The sequence below is a fragment of the Mycobacterium sp. NPDC006124 genome, from assembly GCF_040614235.1.
Lineage (GTDB): Bacteria > Actinomycetota > Actinomycetes > Mycobacteriales > Mycobacteriaceae > Mycobacterium.
This window is the reverse complement of sequence record NZ_JBEXUA010000005.1, coordinates 25,387-41,381: the sequence shown is the minus strand read 5'-3', so window position 1 is coordinate 41,381 and position 15,995 is coordinate 25,387. Positions and strand designations below refer to the sequence as shown.

Genomic DNA, 15,995 nt, shown 5'->3' with positions numbered 1-15,995 from the left:
GATCGGGCATCGGCATCGCGGCGGCGGCCCTGGTCCTCTCCCGCCGCGGAACCCGACTACTGAACGTGCGAGGCGAGCGGAGCCGCACCGGGCAGGCCCAACCGCGGTACCCCCGGGGTGCCGACCTGGCCGGCCAGCCAGGGCAGCGCCGCCGTGAACGCGCGGTCTGCGAAGGGCCAGTCGTGCTTGCCGGGTTGCATCACCACGGCGCACTGGATGCCGTTGGCCGCACCGAGCGCGCACAGCGACTTGGCTGCCGACGCCTGGTCGCTGAGGCGCACCGAGGCGTCCTTGCCTCCGAGGCCGGTGCCGTTGGAGTTGACCGCGTTGACGACGGTCGGGCCCGAGGAGGGGGTCGACCCGTTGATGTCGAACCACCCCGAGACCCCTTGATAGCGACCATGCTTGGTGATCACGCTGGTCGGGTCGAAGGAGGCATAGGCCGCGGCGTTGCCGCCGAAGAGCCGGTCGACGGTCTGTTGCTTGTTGCCCGAGTTCGGGGCCAGGTCACCCGCGATGTCCTCGAACGTGGAGAACATGTCCGGGTGCATCGTCGCCAGGTCCACGGCGCAGGTGCCACCCATGGACCAGCCGACCAGACCCCAGTTCGCCCGGTTGGTGCTCACGCCGTAGGTCGACTCCATGAACGGCACGACGTCCTTGGTGAGGTGGTCGGCCGAGTTGCCGCGCGGGCCGTTCACGCACTCGGTGTCGTTGTTGAATGCACCACCGGTGTCGACGAACACCAGCACGGGCGCGTTGCCGCCGTTGGCGGAGGCGTAGTCGTCGACGGTCTTGATCGCGTCACCGGCACGCAGCCAGTCCCCGGGGGTGTTGAACTCGCCTCCGATCATCATCAGCGTCGGAAGGTGCGGTGCCGGGTTCGACGCGAAGTAGGCGGGCGGCAGGTACACCAACTCGCCGCGGTGCTTGAACCCCGACGCCGACGAGTCGATGTTCACCGGTACGACGACACCCTTGGCCGGCACCTGGTGCTTGGTCTGCATCGCCACGACCGTCGCCTGGTCGGCCTGGTCGGGAAGTGGTCCCTCGGTGAGCTGGTTCCAGGCGGTCTGAACGGTGGGGAAGTAACCGACCCAGAGGTTCAGGGCCAGCGCCGCGCACAGCAGCGACATGGGCAACCCGACCGCCGACGCCGTGCGGCGGCCCCAGCCGGCGTTGCGCCAGCCGGCGACGAACACCACTGCGGCAAACCCCGTCACCACGAGCCAAACCCACAGCAAGTTGGGAGCCGGGTCGTCGGACATGCCCTGCGACGAGATGACCCAGTAGGTGATCGCGGAGAGGGCGACGCCGACGGCGAGCGCGACGGGAAGCCACACCAGGCCCCAGCGTCGGCTGCGCCGGCCGATCGCGGCCAGCAGAACTGCCACGGTGAGGGCTTGGATCACCAGCGGCAACCAGCCATGCATCAACGAGAGGTGCTGTTGCCGAAAGTCCCCGGCTGCCAACCACGATGTCACGACGTCATCGTGGACGGCGAAGCTGACGGTTGGCTGTGAACCCGCTAGCGGGGCTTGGCCAACGGAAAGGGCAAGGTCTCGCGGATGCTGCGGCCGGTGATGAGCATGACCACGCGATCCACGCCCATGCCCAGGCCACCGGTCGGCGGCATCGCGTATTCCATGGCCTGCAGGAAGTCCTCGTCGAGCTCCATGGCCTCCGGGTCGCCCCCGGCGGCGAGCAACGACTGCTCCTGCAGTCGGCGGCGTTGCTCGACGGGATCGGTCAGTTCGCTGTAGGCCGTACCCAGCTCGACGCCCCAGGCCACCAGGTCCCACCGCTCCGCGACGCCGGGCTGGCTGCGGTGCGGCCGGGTCAGCGGGGAGACCGACGTCGGGAAGTCCTTGTAGAACGTCGGGCTCTCGGTGCGGTCCTCGACGAGGTGCTCGTACATCTCCAGCACGACGGCGCCGGCATCCCAATGAGTCTGGTACGGGATCTTCGCGGCGTCGGCGTAGCGTCGCAGCGTCGCCAGGTCCGTGTCGGCCGCGACGTGTTCGCCGAGCGCATCGGACACCGCGCCGTGCACTGTCTTGACGGCCCACTCGCCGGAGACGTCGACGGGCTCGAGCGTTCCGTCTGCCCGCGGCCGCATCACGACGTGGGCGCCGTTCGCCGCCAGCGCCGCGTTCTGGATCAGCTCGCGGCACCCGTCGATCCACACGTTGTAGTCGGCGTGTGCCTGATAGGCCTCCAGCAGGGTGAATTCGGGGTTGTGGCTGAAGTCGACGCCCTCGTTGCGGAACGCCCGTCCCAGCTCGAAGACCCGTTCCACCCCGCCGACGCAGAGCCGTTTCAAGTAGAGCTCAGGGGCGATCCGCAGGTAGAGCGCCAAGTCGTAGGCGTTGATGTGCGTGACGAACGGGCGCGCGTTGGCGCCACCGTGGATCTGCTGCAGGATCGGCGTCTCGACTTCGAGGAAGTCCTTGGCGAACAATGTCTCTCGGATTGCGTGCAGCACGGCGCTGCGCGCCCGGATGAGGTCTCGCGACTCGGTGTTGATGGCCAGGTCGACGTAGCGGGTGCGCACCCGCGCCTCCTGGTCGGTCAACCCCTTCCACTTGTCCGGCAGGGGTCGCAGGCACTTGCCGATCAGACGCCACTTCTCGACGAGCAGCGAAGGCGTACCGGACTTGCTGGCGCCCATGGTGCCGGTCACCTCGAGGAGGTCGCCGAGGTCGACGGCCTTGGTGAAGTCGGCCGTTCGACCCTGGGCCAATTGCGAATTATCCAGCAGCAGTTGGACTTCGGCAGACCAGTCGCGCAGGTCGGCGAACAGTACCGCCCCGTAGTCCCGCAGGCGCAGTACGCGACCCGAGACCGAGACGGTCTCGCCGGTGGTCTCCAGCGCCTGAGCAACGGTGTGGCTGGGCGCACTCCCGACGGGATAGGCGTCGACGCCCTCGTCCTGCAGGGCCTTGAGCTTGGCCATCCGGACGCGGACCTGCTCGGGAAGCCGGTGGACGGCATCCTCCGACGGCCCCTCGAGCCCCAGCCCGGACGTGTCGGGGGCGCTGCCGTCGGGATGGAGCCGACCCGAGAGCACGAGGTTCTCCGGAGCCGAGATGTGTTGTCCGGTGTGCTGTTCGGCTCGGCGGCTGAACGGCAGTACCAGAAAGCCCTCGGCGATGACCGACGCGATGCCCACCCGCGGCACGAGGCGGGCGTCCTCGTAGCACGCGAAGCGCGGCACCCATTCGGGCATGTACTTCATGTTCGACCGGTACAGGGTCTCCAGCTGCCACCAGCGCGAGAAGAACACCAACAGCGCCCGCCACAGCCGCAGCACCGGGCCAGCGCCGAGTTGGGCGCCCTCCTCGAAGGCCGACCGGAACATGGCGAAGTTCAAGGAGATGCGGGTGATGCCGATGTCCGCACCCTGCAGGCACAGCTCGCTGACCATCAACTCGTTGGTGCCGTTGGGGGATTGGGGTGAGCGCCGCATCAGGTCCAGTGAGGCGCCGTTGGTGCCCCACGGCACCAGTGACAGCATGGCCACCACGCGCTCCTGAGGGTCGACCGCCTCGACCAGCATGCAGTCGCCGTCGGCCGGATCACCGAGCCGACCCAGCGCCATCGAGAAACCGCGTTCGGTCTCGGTGTCGCGCCAGTCGTCGGCCCGCTTGATGACCGCGGCCATCTCCTGCGGCGTCAGATCGCGGTGGCGGCGGATGCGGACGGTGAGACCTGCCCGCCGCGCCCGCGTCACTGCCTGCCGCACCGGCTTCATGTCCGAGCCCGACAGCTTGAACCCGTCCGGATACAGGATTGCCTCATCGCCGAGTTCGAGGGCGTTGAGACCGGCCTCCTGGAAGGCTTGTGCCGCAGCGGCACTCGCGCCCATCACGCCCGGTGCCCACCCGTAGGCCTGGCACAGCGTCAACCACGCGCCGATTGCGGCCTGCCAGGACCGGGGGTCTCCTAGGGGGTCGCCACTGGCCAGGCAGACCCCGACCTCCACGCGGTAGGTGATCGCGGCACGCCCGTTGGGGGCGAACACGACCGACTTGTCGCGGCGGGTGGCGAAGTAGCCGAGCGAGTCGTTCTTACCCCAGACCTCGAGCATCCCTCGGATGGCGGACTCGTCCTCACCGGTGAGCGCGTTCTCGGCCCGTTGCGACTGGAACAGCACCACGGCGGCGACCATCAGCGCGACTGCGCCGAACAAGCCGAGCAAGGCGTTGACGAACACGTGCGGGTGGTGGCCGTCGAAGGCGTCGGCATCGACGCCGGCGAAGACCACGACGCGGTTGGCGGCGTACAACAGGCGCTCGTCGCGTTCGAGTGATCCCGGGAACATCTCGAGCAAGCCCCAGCCGACCAGGATGCCGACCGCCATGCCGGCAGCCAACGTGGCCGCGGCCTTGATGAGGGCACCTCGTCGCACCCTCGCCCAGAACTCCTTGCGCGCCAGCACCAGCAGGGTGATGGCCACGACGTGGAACACCAGTCCGATGACCTCGCCGATGTCCTCCATCACCGACTCGGGGCCGGTGGACAGGTCGCCGACGTTCCAGCCGACCGCGGCGACCATGTAGAGCACCAGGATCCACCAGGCCACGCTCTTGCGGGCGGCCAACGCCGCCGCCAGCAGTGCCAGCACGAACGCCCAGGCGAAGCTGGTGTCGGGGAAGTTGAAGATGTAGTCGTTGACCCACTCGCGCGGCACCTTGATCACCCAACGCACCAACGGCGAGATGCTGGCGATCAACGACAGCGTCGCGATGATGCCGACGAGCCATCCCGCGGCGGCGGGCACCCACCGAAACGTCGACGTTCGATGCTGCCTGGAGCTAGTCATCGTCATAGGCCGCGACAATATTCGGTCAACCCGCGAAATGGTTGGCAGTGGCTACCAGACGGGGCCGGTGAACTTCTCTCCGGGACCATGACCGGGCTCGTCGGGGAAGGCCGAGGATTCTCGGAACGCCAGCTGCAGCTGCTTGAGCCCGTCGCGCACCGGTCCCGCATGCGGACCCAGGTACTCCACGGACGCCTTCACCAGACCGGCCAGGGCCGTGATGAGTCGTCGCGCCTCGTCGAGGTCGCGGTGCGGCGACTCGTCGGGATCGTCTTCCGACAAACCCAGCTTCTCGGCGGCGGCGCTCATCAGCATCACCGCGGCCCTGGTGATGACCTCGACGGCGGGAATTTCGGCGAGTTCGCGGACGGTCGGGTCAGCGGTGTCTTCGGGCAGTTCGGGAACCTCGGTCATGCCTGTTAGACTGGCATGCGCGACCGTCCCGGCCTACGCCAGGACAGCAAGTGGAGTCCCGCTCCCACCGTTGACCCCCAGGGTCCAACGGTCCGGTCACACCCGCCGCGAGGTGGGTGTTCTGCGTTCCGCGCAGGCGACGAAAGTCGTGATCGGTCGGCATCGGGCCCTGTCATGTACAGGGCCTTTTCGCTCTGTCGAGCGGATGGCTGATGGCGCGGACTCCTCGAAGACTACATAGGAGGCCCCATCAGCACTGAGACCCGCATCAACGAGCGCATACGTGTACCTGAAGTCCGTCTCATCGGACCGAACGGTGAACAGGTAGGCATCGTGCGCATCGAAGATGCCCTCCGCGTCGCCGCGGATGCCGATCTCGACCTCGTCGAAGTTGCTCCGGCTGCGAAGCCGCCAGTCTGCAAGATCATGGACTACGGCAAGTTCAAGTACGAGACGGCACTCAAGGAGCGCGAGTCTCGCAAGAACCAGCAGCAGACCGTCGTCAAGGAACAGAAGCTGCGACCCAAGATCGACGACCACGACTACGAGACCAAGAAGGGTCACGTCGTCCGCTTCCTGGAAGCAGGGTCCAAGGTCAAGGTGACCATCATGTTCCGTGGCCGTGAGCAGTCGCGGCCCGAACTGGGCTATCGACTCTTGCAGCGGCTCGGCGCCGACGTGGCCGACTACGGCTTCGTCGAGACGTCCGCCAAGCAAGACGGTCGCAACATGACGATGGTGCTGGCACCTCACCGCGGCGCCAAGACCAAGGCCCGAGCGGCACACGACGCTGCTGCACCTCAGGCGCAGCGCGCGGCCCCCGCTCCCGCCGAGCCGGCTGCGGCACCGCCGAGTGACGCTCCACCAGCTCCATCCACGAACTGATCCACCACTAGAACCGAGGACTCCATGCCCAAGGCCAAGACCCACAGCGGCGCTTCCAAGCGTTTCCGGAAGACCGGCACCGGAAAGATCGTGCGCCAGAAGGCCGGTCGCCGGCACCTTCTCGAGCACAAGGCGACCAAGCGCACCCGCAGGCTCGACGGCCGCACCGTGGTGGCGGACAACGACGCCAAGCGCATCAACAAGATGCTCAACGGCTGACCTGACTCGCATTTGCCAGCCTTTCGCAGGCTCCCCACCCCGAACCCGCTCGAGATAGGAACACCCCATGGCACGCGTCAAGCGCGCACTAAACGCCCAGAAGAAGCGGCGTACCGTACTGAAGGCTTCGAAGGGCTACCGCGGCCAGCGGTCACGGCTCTACCGCAAGGCCAAGGAGCAGCAGCTCCACTCCTTGACCTACGCCTACCGTGACCGCAAGGCCCGCAAGGGCGACTTCCGCAAGCTGTGGATCACGCGCATCAACGCCGCGGCCCGCGCCAACGGAATCACCTACAACCGGTTGATCCAGGGGCTGAAGCTGGCCGGCGTCGAGGTCGACCGCAAGAACCTGTCCGAGATCGCGATCAGCGACGAGGCTGCGTTCACCGCCCTGGTCGAGGTCGCCAAGGCTGCTCTGCCCGAAGACGTGAACGCACCGTCGGGCGAAGCCGCCTGACACTGCTCACCGAGAAGTCCAACCGGGTAGCTGCGGCGATCAAGCTGCAGCGTCCGGCCGGTCGTCGCCACGCCGCGCGCTTTCTCGCCGAAGGTCCCAACCTCGTCGAGTCTGCGTTGCGGCGTGGTCTCGTCGACGAGGTCTTCGTCACCGAGGCGGCCGCCGAGCGGTTCGGCGATCTGTTGGTTGACGCCCCCGTTCACCCGGTCACCGATCGGGCCGCAAAGGCGTTGTCGGACACCGTCACTCCCGTCGGGTTGGTGGCGGTGTGCCGGGCGCCGTCGGCGTCGCTGGCCGACGTGCTGTCCACCCCGCGATTGATCGCCGTCGCCGTGGACACCTCGGACCCCGGCAACGCGGGCACGCTGATCCGACTTGCCGATGCCATGGGCGCCGACGCACTCATCCTGGCCGGTGACGGCGTCGACCCCTACAACGCGAAGTGCCTACGGGCCTCTGCGGGCAGCATCTTCTCCGTACCCGTGGTCGAAGCGCCGGACACGCTATCCCTCGTTCGCGACATGGTCTACGCCGGACTGGTGGTGATGGCCGCGACGCTCGACGGCGAGCGGTCGATCGACGAACTGGATCTCGCCGTGCCGACCGCCTGGCTCTTCGGCTCGGAGGCCCACGGGCTGCCCGTCGACGTCGCCGAGGCGGCCGACGTGCGGGTCCGCATCCCCATGCGGGGGAGTGCGGAGAGTCTCAACGTCGCGGCCGCGGCGGCCATTTGCCTCTACGAGAGCTCACGCGTCAACCGCTGAGCAGCCCCTTGGCGACGTGGGTGATCTGAACCTCGTTGCTTCCCGCGTAGATCATCAGCGACTTGGCGTCGCGGGCGAGTTGCTCGACGCGGTACTCGGTCATGTATCCGTTGCCGCCAAAGATCTGTACGGCTTCCATGGCGACGTCGGTGGCTGCCTGCGAGCAGTACCACTTCATCGCGGAGGCTTCGGGCAACGAAATCGACGCACCGGTCTGGGCGGCCTCGATGACGCGAAACAGCATGTTGCGCACGTTGATCCGGGCCACCTCCATGTTCGCCAGCTTGAGCTGAATCAGCTGGAACTGGCCGATCTCCTGGCCCCACAGCGTGCGCGACTTGGCATAGTCCACGCAGAGCCGCAGACATTCCTCGATCACCCCGAGGGCCATCGCGGCGACGCCGATCCGCTCGGCGGAGAAGTTGGACCGGGCGCTGTCTCGACCGTCACCGCGTCCGCCGTCCTCTTCGGTCTCGCCCAGCAACCGGTCGCGACCGAGCCGCACGTCGTGGAAGGACAGCTCGCCGGTCCGCGAGCTGTGAATGCCCATCTTGCGGAACGGCTTCGACTGCACGAAGCCCTCCATGCCCTTGTCGAGGACGAAGGTGAGCACCTTTCGGTCTCGCGGCTCCGTCGCGCTGTCGGCGAGTTTCGCGTAGACCACCGTGACGTCGGCGTCCGGCCCGTTGGTTATCAAGGTCTTCTGTCCGTTGAGGACGTAGCCGTCCCCGTCGCGCACGACGGCGGACTTCATGCCACCGAATGCGTCGGAGCCCGAATCGGGCTCCGTGATCGCCCAGGCGCCGATCTTCTCGTAGGTGACGAGTTCGGGCAGCCAGCGCTCCTGCTGCGCCAGCGTGCCCCGCGACGCGATCGTCGGAACGGTCAGACACAGGCTGACGCCCACCCCCGTGACCAGACCCATGCTGACGCGGCACAATTCACTGATCAGCACGAAGCCCATGCCGGCCTGGGCACCGCCACCGCCGAACATGCCACCCGAGGATCCGCCGCCGGAGGATGTCTGACCCTCGCGCATCGCAGCGAGCCGCTTCTGCAGCGACTCCTTGGCCATCGCGTCGATGCCGAAGGTGGCGAACAACTTTCGGATGACCGGGTAGGGCGCCATGTCGCCGCTCTCGAGTTCGTCGACGTGGGGTCGGACCTCCCGGTCGACGAACTCTCGGACCGCGTCGCGTACCGCGACGTCGACGTCTGACCATTCGAGCACGAGTTCACGCAGCCCTTCGTTGCTCGTGCCGGCCGCGCGCCGGGCGCAGACCTGCCAGGGAGAACGTGGTGTGCACCAGCGAACCGACCCGTTCGATGAGCGCCGACGCGGATGACCCGCCGGAGACGTAGTGCATCGGCAGACCCCGGCGGTCGCGTGGGGGACCCATGAAGGCCGGCGCCTCGACGAGCGGGGCGTCGGCTCGCGATCGGCCCGACGCCCGCCTGTAGGCCGCCACGGCCCTTGGGTGCAAGCGGACCTCGTCGGGCACCGCGACGAACGCCAGCTCGACGAGCTTGCCCAACAGGCGCAGCACCACCTCGTCACCCGGGGTCCAGCGCATGCCGGCCCGCTCCCGGACCTCGGGGTCGAACAGGTGCGCGGCGATCCATCGTTGCCCGGCGACCATCGGCTTGAACAGTTGGTCCCAGACCGGGGTGGGCAACGCGACGAACCAGGGCTTGGGGATGCGGATGGAGAAGATGTCGAGTGTCGCCCGGTTGATCTCCAGCTCCTCACGGCACGTGGTGTCCCAATAGACCTGGAAGTCCTCCCAGCTCGCTGGTACGGGGCGCATGCTCATGCCGTACATCCGGTACCACTGGACGTGCTCGTCGAACAGCTGGCGCTTCTCGGCATCCGACAGTCCGCCGCAGAAGTATTCGGCGGTCTTCACGATCAGCATGAAGAAGGTGGCGTGCGCCCAGTAGAAGGTCTCGGGGTCGAGCGCGTGGTAGCGGCGGCCGTCGGCGTCGGTGCCCTTGATGGTCTGGTGGTAGCCCTTGATCTGTTCCCCCGTCTGCGGGGCGCGGTCGCCGTCGTAGACGACTCCCATGATCGGATAGACCGACCTGGCGACGCGCTGCAGCGGCTCACGCAGCAACAACGAGTGTTCCTCGACGCCGGCGCCGAGCTGCGGGTACATGTTCTGCATGGCGCCGATCCACACGCCCAGCAGGCCCGTGCGGAGGTCGCCGAAGTACTTCCAGGTCAAGGACTCGGGGCCGAGGGGGTCGGCGGTGGTCGGGGGCTTCGCGGTTCGGGGCACTGCGTCCTCACAGCCGTACGAGGTCGGGTCGTCTGCCCAACGTATGCGTGACAACGCACGTTGTCCACGATCGCCGGACGGCGCGGCGGTCGTCGTCACCCGTTCGGGTGTCGGCTCTTGACGCCACCGTGACCTGGCTCGACCCCGGCCGGTGCCGGGGCTGTGAGCGACGCCCCACCGCCGGTGCCGTCCCAGACACCTAGGCTGGTCCGCGTGGAGGCCGAATCGTTCGAGGAACGGTCCGGCGACGGCGGCGGTCCGTTGCGTTGGTTGAGGAACACCAATCACGACGAGGGCATCGTCGCTCTCGTCAGACGTGCTCGTCGACTGCTGCCCGGTGACCCCGACTTCGGGGATCCGCTGTCGGCGGCGGGTGTCGGCGGCCCGAGGGCGGCGGCGCGTGCGGCCGATCGCATCCTGGATCGCAACGCCGCCTCGCGCGAGGTCAGCCTCGCGGGTCTGCAGGTGTGGCAGGCGCTGACCGAACGGGTGTCGGGCCAACCCGCCAATCCCGAGGTGACGCTGGTGTTCACCGATCTCGTCGGATTCTCGGACTGGTCGCTGCGCGCCGGGGACGACGCCGTGCTCAAGTTGGTCCGGCGAGTCACCCAGGTGACCGAACCGCCACTGCTCGAGGCAGGCGGGCGGATCGTCAAGCGGATGGGCGACGGCGCGATGGCGGTGTTCCGCGATCCTGCGACTGCTGTCGGATCCGTGTTGAGGGCCCTGGAGGCGGTGAAGTCCGTCGAGGTCGGCGGGTACACGCCAATGATGCGCGCCGGAATTCACACCGGTCGGCCGCAACGCATCGGCTCGGACTGGCTGGGCGTCGACGTCAACGTCGCGGCACGGGTGATGGACCGCGCCACCAGAGGCGGCCTGGTGGTCTCCAACGCGACCCTGGAGGGCATCTCCGACGAGGACTTCGACGCACTCGGAATCACCGTCAAACGTGTGCGCAGGCAACTGTTCTCGGCCAAGGCCCCCGGAGTGCCCGACGACCTCGTGATGTATTGGGTGAAGACTCGCAGGGAGCTTCCAGGTAGCGACGAGGTCGAGGCGGAGGCGCCGGGGGCATAGTCGACGTCGATGGTGGCTGCGACGTTCGCTCGACTGGCCCGCGTTCGGGTGACCGCGGGCTACGCCGTCGTGCTCTCCGTCGTCACGATGATCTTGGTGGATCTCGACCCCGCCGTTCAGGACCGGATAATCCGGCACACCAGTACCAACCTGCACAATCTGCGGCACGGCCACCTCGGCACGTTGCTCGGCAGCGCGTTCGTCGTCGACGCCGGACCGTTGGTCTACTGGCTGCCGGGCCTGACGTGCCTGCTCGCATTGGCCGAATTGCTGTGGCGCAGTCGACGATTGATGGTGGCCTTCGCGGTGGGCCACATCGGCGCCACGCTACTGGTGGCGGCCGGACTCTGGGCGGCGGTGAGCCACGGCTGGCTGCCCCGAAGCGTGAGCCGCGCCGCCGACGTCGGGATGAGCTACGGCGCTACGGCGGTGCTCGGCGCCATCACCCCCGCGATTCCCCGTCGGTGGCGACCAGCCTGGATCGGCTGGTGGCTGGCGGTGGCGTTGACCGCCGTGGTCGCCGGGGCTGACTTCACCGACGTCGGCCACCTCGTGGCGCTGGTGCTGGGCATGCTCGTCGCAACGCGTTTCGGAGTGCCGCGGCCGTGGACCCATCCTCTGATGGGGCTGTTGGCGGTGGCCGCGACCTTCGGGTTCCTGGTGTTCACCAGCACTCCCGGCACGCTTGGCTCGGCCGCCGAGGCGGGACTGGCGGGAGCGCTCGCCGCCGCGGCCGGTGGGTGGGTGTGGGCGCAGCGGCGGTCCTTCCCAGAACCCGTCAGCAGCTGAAGCGGAGTCCGATGTCGGCCGGCGGGGCCGTCTTCTGCAGGCAACCGAACGGCTCGACGCCACGGGCGCTCAGCGCGACCGCCGTTTGATGGGAGTAGTCGACGCAGAACAGGCCCGCGGTGTCCGCGCGGCACCGGTAGTCGCCGAAGGCCAGACTCTCGCCGTTGGGCAGTTCGGCGCCCGTGCCGTCGACGAACGGACCGGGGTCACCGTGTGGTGAGCCCACGTCGACCGTGGTGCCGGTGAAGTCGACCCAGTTGGCCTTCCACGCCGTCTCGAGGCCGGGGGGTCGCGGCGGAGGGTCGGCAAGCTTCACCAGGCAGGCCAGCGCCCCGTCCTGATAGCGGTTGGTGACGCAGTTGGTCTCGGCACCCGCGGTGGTGAACGCGACGTCCGCACCCAGGTCGGTGGTGTCGCCGCCGCGGGTCATCGAGTGGTAACGGGCGACGTCGGCGGGCGTCGCGGCCTCGATCCACGCGACGACGTCGGCGATTGCCGCGCCCTGTCGCGGTGGCGTAGCGGCAATCGGTGCTGGCGTCGTGGCCCGCGTCGACGTCGACGACGGGTTCTGGCTACTCGTCGCACCGGTGGTGGCGGTAGTCGATTCGGCGCGGTCAGATGTCCCGTCCGCACCGCCCGAACAGCCCGCCACCAGGGCAGACACGGCCACCAGAAGGGCTATGCGCATGGCGACCAGGGTAGCGGTCGCAGGTCGGACGGCCCGTCAGGCACGTCGGGCGGCGTGATGTTCGCTAACGTCGGGTCATGCACGAACGCACCATTCGCGTGGCCGTCGACAGCGGCGTCATCGAGGGTTTCACCGCCGACGGGGTTCACCGATGGCGGTCCGTCCCGTACGCCCAGCCGCCCGTGGGGCCGTTACGGCTGCGCGCCCCTCGGCCGGTCCAGCCGTGGCCAGGGGTTCGCTACTGCCACGGGTTCACCTACTGTGCGCCGCAGGAGCGCAAGTACACGATGCTCGGCGTGGGTCGTTTCCAGCCGATGAGCGAAGACTGCCTGACGCTCAACGTGGTTACTCCCGAGACCCCATCCGACACCCCCTTGCCCGTCATGTTCTTCATCCACGGCGGCGGGTACATCCTCGGCAGCTCGGCCACCCCGATCTACGACGGCGCCTCGATGGCGCGCCGCGGATGCGTCTACGTGTCGGTGAACTACCGACTGGGCGCACTCGGTTGCCTGGACTTGTCTGCGTTGTCGACGCCCGAGCACCCCATCGAGGACAACCTCTTCCTGCGGGACTTGGTCATGGCCCTGCGGTGGGTCCGCGACAACGTCGCCGTATTCGGCGGCGACCCGGACAACGTGACGATCTTCGGCGAGAGCGCCGGTGCCCATGCGGTCGCAACCCTGATGGCAGTGCCTGAGGCCAAAGGCCTCTTTGCGCAAGTCATTTCGGAGAGTCCGGCCAGTGGCATGGCTGGTCCACCCGACGTCGCGGCCGCCTTCGCCAACGACTTCGTGCGCGAGTTGGGTGCCACCCCCGAGCACGGGGTCACCGCGTTGATGAACGCCAGGCCCGCCCAGCTGATCGACGCACTGAACGCCGTCATGCGACTCGGCATGACCGAAATGCGCGGCGCCTTCCCCGTCGGACCGACCTACGGCACGAAACTGCTGCCGCAGGATCCGTTGCAGGCCATGCGTGACGGCACGGCTCACCGGGTGCCGCTCATCGTCGGCACCAACCGCGACGAGGGGCGGCTGTTCACTCGCTTCCTGCAACTGCTGCCGACGACGGAGCCTGCGATCGAGTTGCTCCTCGCCGACTCCGACGTCGAACTCCGGGAGCGAATCACCAAGGCGTACCCCGGCTACCCGAGCCCCAGTGCCTGTATTCGCTTGGGCGGCGACTTCGCCTTCGGGACCGCGGCATGGCAGATCGCCTCCGCCCACGGGCAGCACGCCCCGACCTACGTCTACCGCTACGACTACGCGCCGCGCACGTTCCATCTGTCGGGTCTGGGCGCCACCCACGCGACGGAGTTGTTCGCCGTATTCGACGTCTACCGCACCCGGTTCGGGTCACTGATGACGGCGGTCGCCGACCGCCGCTCGGCGCGACGGGTGTCCAACGACGTGCAATCCCGGTGGCGGGCGTTCAGCCGCACCGGATCACCGGGCGAGGGCTGGCCTCGGTACACCGCCGACGAGCGCGCGGTGCTGGTCTTCGACCGGCATTCGCGTCTCGAATACGACCCCAACGCCGACCGCCGGCGGGCGTGGGAGGGGTTTACGCTGACGTCGAGCTGACGACCGTCCCGGGTTTCCGGCGATCCTCTCGCGCGACCGTCGTCGACGTGGTCGAGTGGTGAGGTGACGCACCCACTCGATCCTCTGTCCTCCGACGAATTCAGCGCTGTCGCTGCGGTGTTGCGCCGGGAACATCAGGTCGAGGCGGCCCCGGCTTCCGGGTTGGGGTGGCGGTTCGCGTCGATCGAACTGGTCGAGCCCGACAAGGAGCAGCTGCGGCGGTTCGACGACGTCGGCGAGGTGCCCCCGCGCCGGGCCGTCGTGATCTGCTTCGACAGGGCGGCCAACGCCACCTACAAGGCGGTGGTCTCGGTGACCGACGACCGCGTCGAGGCGTTCGACCACGTGCCCGGCGTCCAGGCCAACTTCACCGTGGACGAATTCCACGAGTGCGACCAGCTCCTGCGGCGGGACCCCGAGGTGATCGCCGCTTTGGCCAAGCGGGGCATCACCGACCTGGACGACGTCTTCATGGACACCTGGACCTTCGGCGACGCGGTCGCCCCCGCGGAGTTCCGCGGCCGCCGACTCGGGTGGTCGGACACGTGGCGCAAGGACGCGCCCGACGCCAACCCCTATGCACACCTGGTCAGCGGTCTGCATTGCGTCGTCGACCTGAACACCATGGAGGTCTTGCGGGTCGAGGACGACGGGGGCGTCGAAACCCCGGACGTGATGGGCGAATACGCGCCCGCACACGTTCCCGAGCGCATCCGGGCAGCATCGACGCGCGAGCCGCTCACGCCGCTGCTCATCACCCAGCCCCAGGGGCCGTCGTTCACCCTGGAGGGCAACCTGCTGCGGTGGCAGAACTGGTCGTTGCGCATCGGGTTCAACTACCGGGAGGGCATGACCCTGCACACCGTGCGCTACCGCGACGGCGACCGCGAGCGCTCGATCGCCCATCGAATGTCGTTCGCCGAGATGATCGTTCCGTACCGCGACTCGTCGGCCGACCACTACCGCCGGACCGCCTTCGACATCGGCGAGTGGGGCCTCGGCTTCATGACGACCTCGCTGGAACTCGGGTGCGACTGCCTCGGTGAGATCCGCTACCTCGACGCCGTGATGCACGACAGCACGGGCGAGCCGTACACCATCACCAACGCCATCTGCATCCACGAAGAGGACGGCGCGGTGTTGTGGAAGCACGTGGACCACGACTCGGGCGCCGAGGTGCGGCGGATGCGTCGCCTCACCATCTCCTTTCACGTGACGGTCGCCAATTACGAATACCTGGTCTACTGGCGGCTGTATCAGGACGGCAACATCGAATGCGAGGTCCGCGCCACCGGCATCATGGTGACCACGCCGCTGGCCGCGGGTGCCCCGAATCCGAACGGCACGCTGGTCGACGAACGCACGTATGCGCCGTTCCACCAGCACTTCCTGGTGGCCCGGCTCGACATGGACGTCGACGGCACCGACAACACCGTCGTCATGTCGGAGTCCTACGCCGAGCCGATGGGACCGGACAACCCGTACGGCTTGTCGCTGGTGACGCGCAACGTCCCGCTGCGCACCGAGAGCGAGGGCATGCAGGACGTCGACTTCGGCACCCAGCGCGCATGGAAGGTGGTCAACCCGAATGTGACCAACGGTCTGGGCACCCATCCGTCCTACAAGCTCGTGCCCGGCGGCGCCATCCCAGCGATGTTCGACCCCGCATCGCCAGTCCTCAAGCGCGCCAACGTCATCGGGCATACCCTGTGGGTCACGCCGAACTCGGCTGACGAACGCTGGCCCGCGGGAGAATTCGTCAACCAGTCGGCCGAGGACACCGGGTTGGGGCAGTGGACCAAGGCCAACCGGCCCATCGAGAACACCGACGTCGTGCTCTGGTACGTGTTCGGCCTGCACCACATCACGCGACCCGAGGATTGGCCGGTGATGCCGGTCGACGTCGTCTCCTTCTGGCTCAAGCCGTTCGGATTCTTCGATCGCAACCCGGCACTGGACGTGCCGGCGACGGTGTCGGACACCTGCCACCCGCAGAGTTGACGCCTGTC

General features: G+C 68.0%; 14 protein-coding genes. 8 read left to right on the top strand and 6 right to left on the bottom strand.

Annotation, left to right across the window (positions count from 1 at the left end; genetic code table 11):
* Positions 1-56 precede the first annotated feature (56 nt).
* The 3 genes from ABZ195_RS12255 to ABZ195_RS12245 form a co-directional block, all read right to left on the bottom strand.
* Positions 57-1,433 carry an alpha/beta hydrolase-fold protein gene (locus ABZ195_RS12255; RefSeq protein ID WP_355218514.1) on the bottom strand — a complete coding sequence of 459 codons (1,377 nt, stop codon included), beginning with the start codon at positions 1,431-1,433 and terminating at the stop codon, positions 57-59.
* Between the two features lie 95 nt (positions 1,434-1,528).
* Entirely contained in the window at positions 1,529-4,831 is a 3,303-nt protein-coding gene (gene lysX, locus ABZ195_RS12250) for a bifunctional lysylphosphatidylglycerol synthetase/lysine--tRNA ligase LysX (RefSeq protein ID WP_355217966.1), read from the bottom strand.
* 45 nt (positions 4,832-4,876) lie between these two features.
* Positions 4,877-5,239: a DUF1844 domain-containing protein gene (locus tag ABZ195_RS12245; RefSeq protein ID WP_355217964.1), complete on the bottom strand. Its 363-nt coding sequence runs from the start codon at positions 5,237-5,239 to the stop codon at positions 4,877-4,879.
* Positions 5,240-5,488: 249 nt separating this feature from the next.
* On the opposite strand from ABZ195_RS12245, the gene infC reads away from it, so the two are divergent.
* From infC to ABZ195_RS12225, 4 genes are all read left to right on the top strand, one after another.
* Positions 5,489-6,124, top strand: a complete 636-nt coding sequence (gene infC, locus ABZ195_RS12240) for a translation initiation factor IF-3 (protein ID WP_355218512.1) — start codon at positions 5,489-5,491, stop codon at positions 6,122-6,124.
* Positions 6,125-6,148: 24 nt separating this feature from the next.
* On the top strand, positions 6,149-6,343 hold the full coding sequence (gene rpmI, locus ABZ195_RS12235; protein WP_264040782.1) for a 50S ribosomal protein L35: 195 nt from the start codon (positions 6,149-6,151) through the stop codon (positions 6,341-6,343).
* 67 nt (positions 6,344-6,410) lie between these two features.
* On the top strand, positions 6,411-6,800 hold the full coding sequence (gene rplT / locus ABZ195_RS12230; RefSeq protein WP_149482073.1) for a 50S ribosomal protein L20: 390 nt from the start codon (positions 6,411-6,413) through the stop codon (positions 6,798-6,800).
* A gap of 2 nt (positions 6,801-6,802) precedes the next feature.
* Positions 6,803-7,564, top strand: coding sequence for an RNA methyltransferase (locus ABZ195_RS12225; RefSeq protein ID WP_355218510.1), 762 nt, complete (start codon positions 6,803-6,805; stop codon positions 7,562-7,564).
* Here the strand turns inward: ABZ195_RS12225 and ABZ195_RS12220 are convergent.
* Positions 7,554-8,795, bottom strand: coding sequence for an acyl-CoA dehydrogenase family protein (locus tag ABZ195_RS12220; RefSeq protein WP_355217961.1), 1,242 nt, complete (start codon positions 8,793-8,795; stop codon positions 7,554-7,556). The genes ABZ195_RS12225 and ABZ195_RS12220 overlap by 11 nt on opposite strands.
* Positions 8,796-8,799: 4 nt before the next feature.
* Complete coding sequence (locus ABZ195_RS12215; protein ID WP_355217960.1) at positions 8,800-9,843, bottom strand: oxygenase MpaB family protein; 1,044 nt, start codon at positions 9,841-9,843, stop codon at positions 8,800-8,802.
* Positions 9,844-10,056: 213 nt separating this feature from the next.
* Here ABZ195_RS12215 and ABZ195_RS12210 point away from each other — a divergent pair, with 213 nt between their 5' ends.
* Positions 10,057-10,923: an adenylate/guanylate cyclase domain-containing protein gene (locus ABZ195_RS12210; RefSeq protein WP_355217958.1), complete on the top strand. Its 867-nt coding sequence runs from the start codon at positions 10,057-10,059 to the stop codon at positions 10,921-10,923.
* A gap of 9 nt (positions 10,924-10,932) precedes the next feature.
* Complete coding sequence (locus ABZ195_RS12205) at positions 10,933-11,712, top strand: rhomboid-like protein (protein ID WP_355217956.1); 780 nt, start codon at positions 10,933-10,935, stop codon at positions 11,710-11,712.
* Here the strand turns inward: ABZ195_RS12205 and ABZ195_RS12200 are convergent.
* Positions 11,702-12,400 carry a hypothetical protein gene (locus tag ABZ195_RS12200; protein ID WP_355217954.1) on the bottom strand — a complete coding sequence of 233 codons (699 nt, stop codon included), beginning with the start codon at positions 12,398-12,400 and terminating at the stop codon, positions 11,702-11,704. The two genes, ABZ195_RS12205 and ABZ195_RS12200, sit on opposite strands and share 11 nt — an antisense overlap.
* A 77-nt stretch (positions 12,401-12,477) precedes the next feature.
* Between ABZ195_RS12200 and ABZ195_RS12195 the strand changes: the two genes are divergently transcribed.
* The gene (locus ABZ195_RS12195; protein WP_355217952.1) at positions 12,478-13,986 is read left to right on the top strand and encodes a carboxylesterase/lipase family protein; all 1,509 of its coding nucleotides are present in this window, start codon (positions 12,478-12,480) and stop codon (positions 13,984-13,986) included.
* A gap of 63 nt (positions 13,987-14,049) precedes the next feature.
* The gene (locus tag ABZ195_RS12190; protein ID WP_355217950.1) at positions 14,050-15,987 is read left to right on the top strand and encodes a primary-amine oxidase; all 1,938 of its coding nucleotides are present in this window, start codon (positions 14,050-14,052) and stop codon (positions 15,985-15,987) included.
* Positions 15,988-15,995 lie beyond the last annotated feature (8 nt).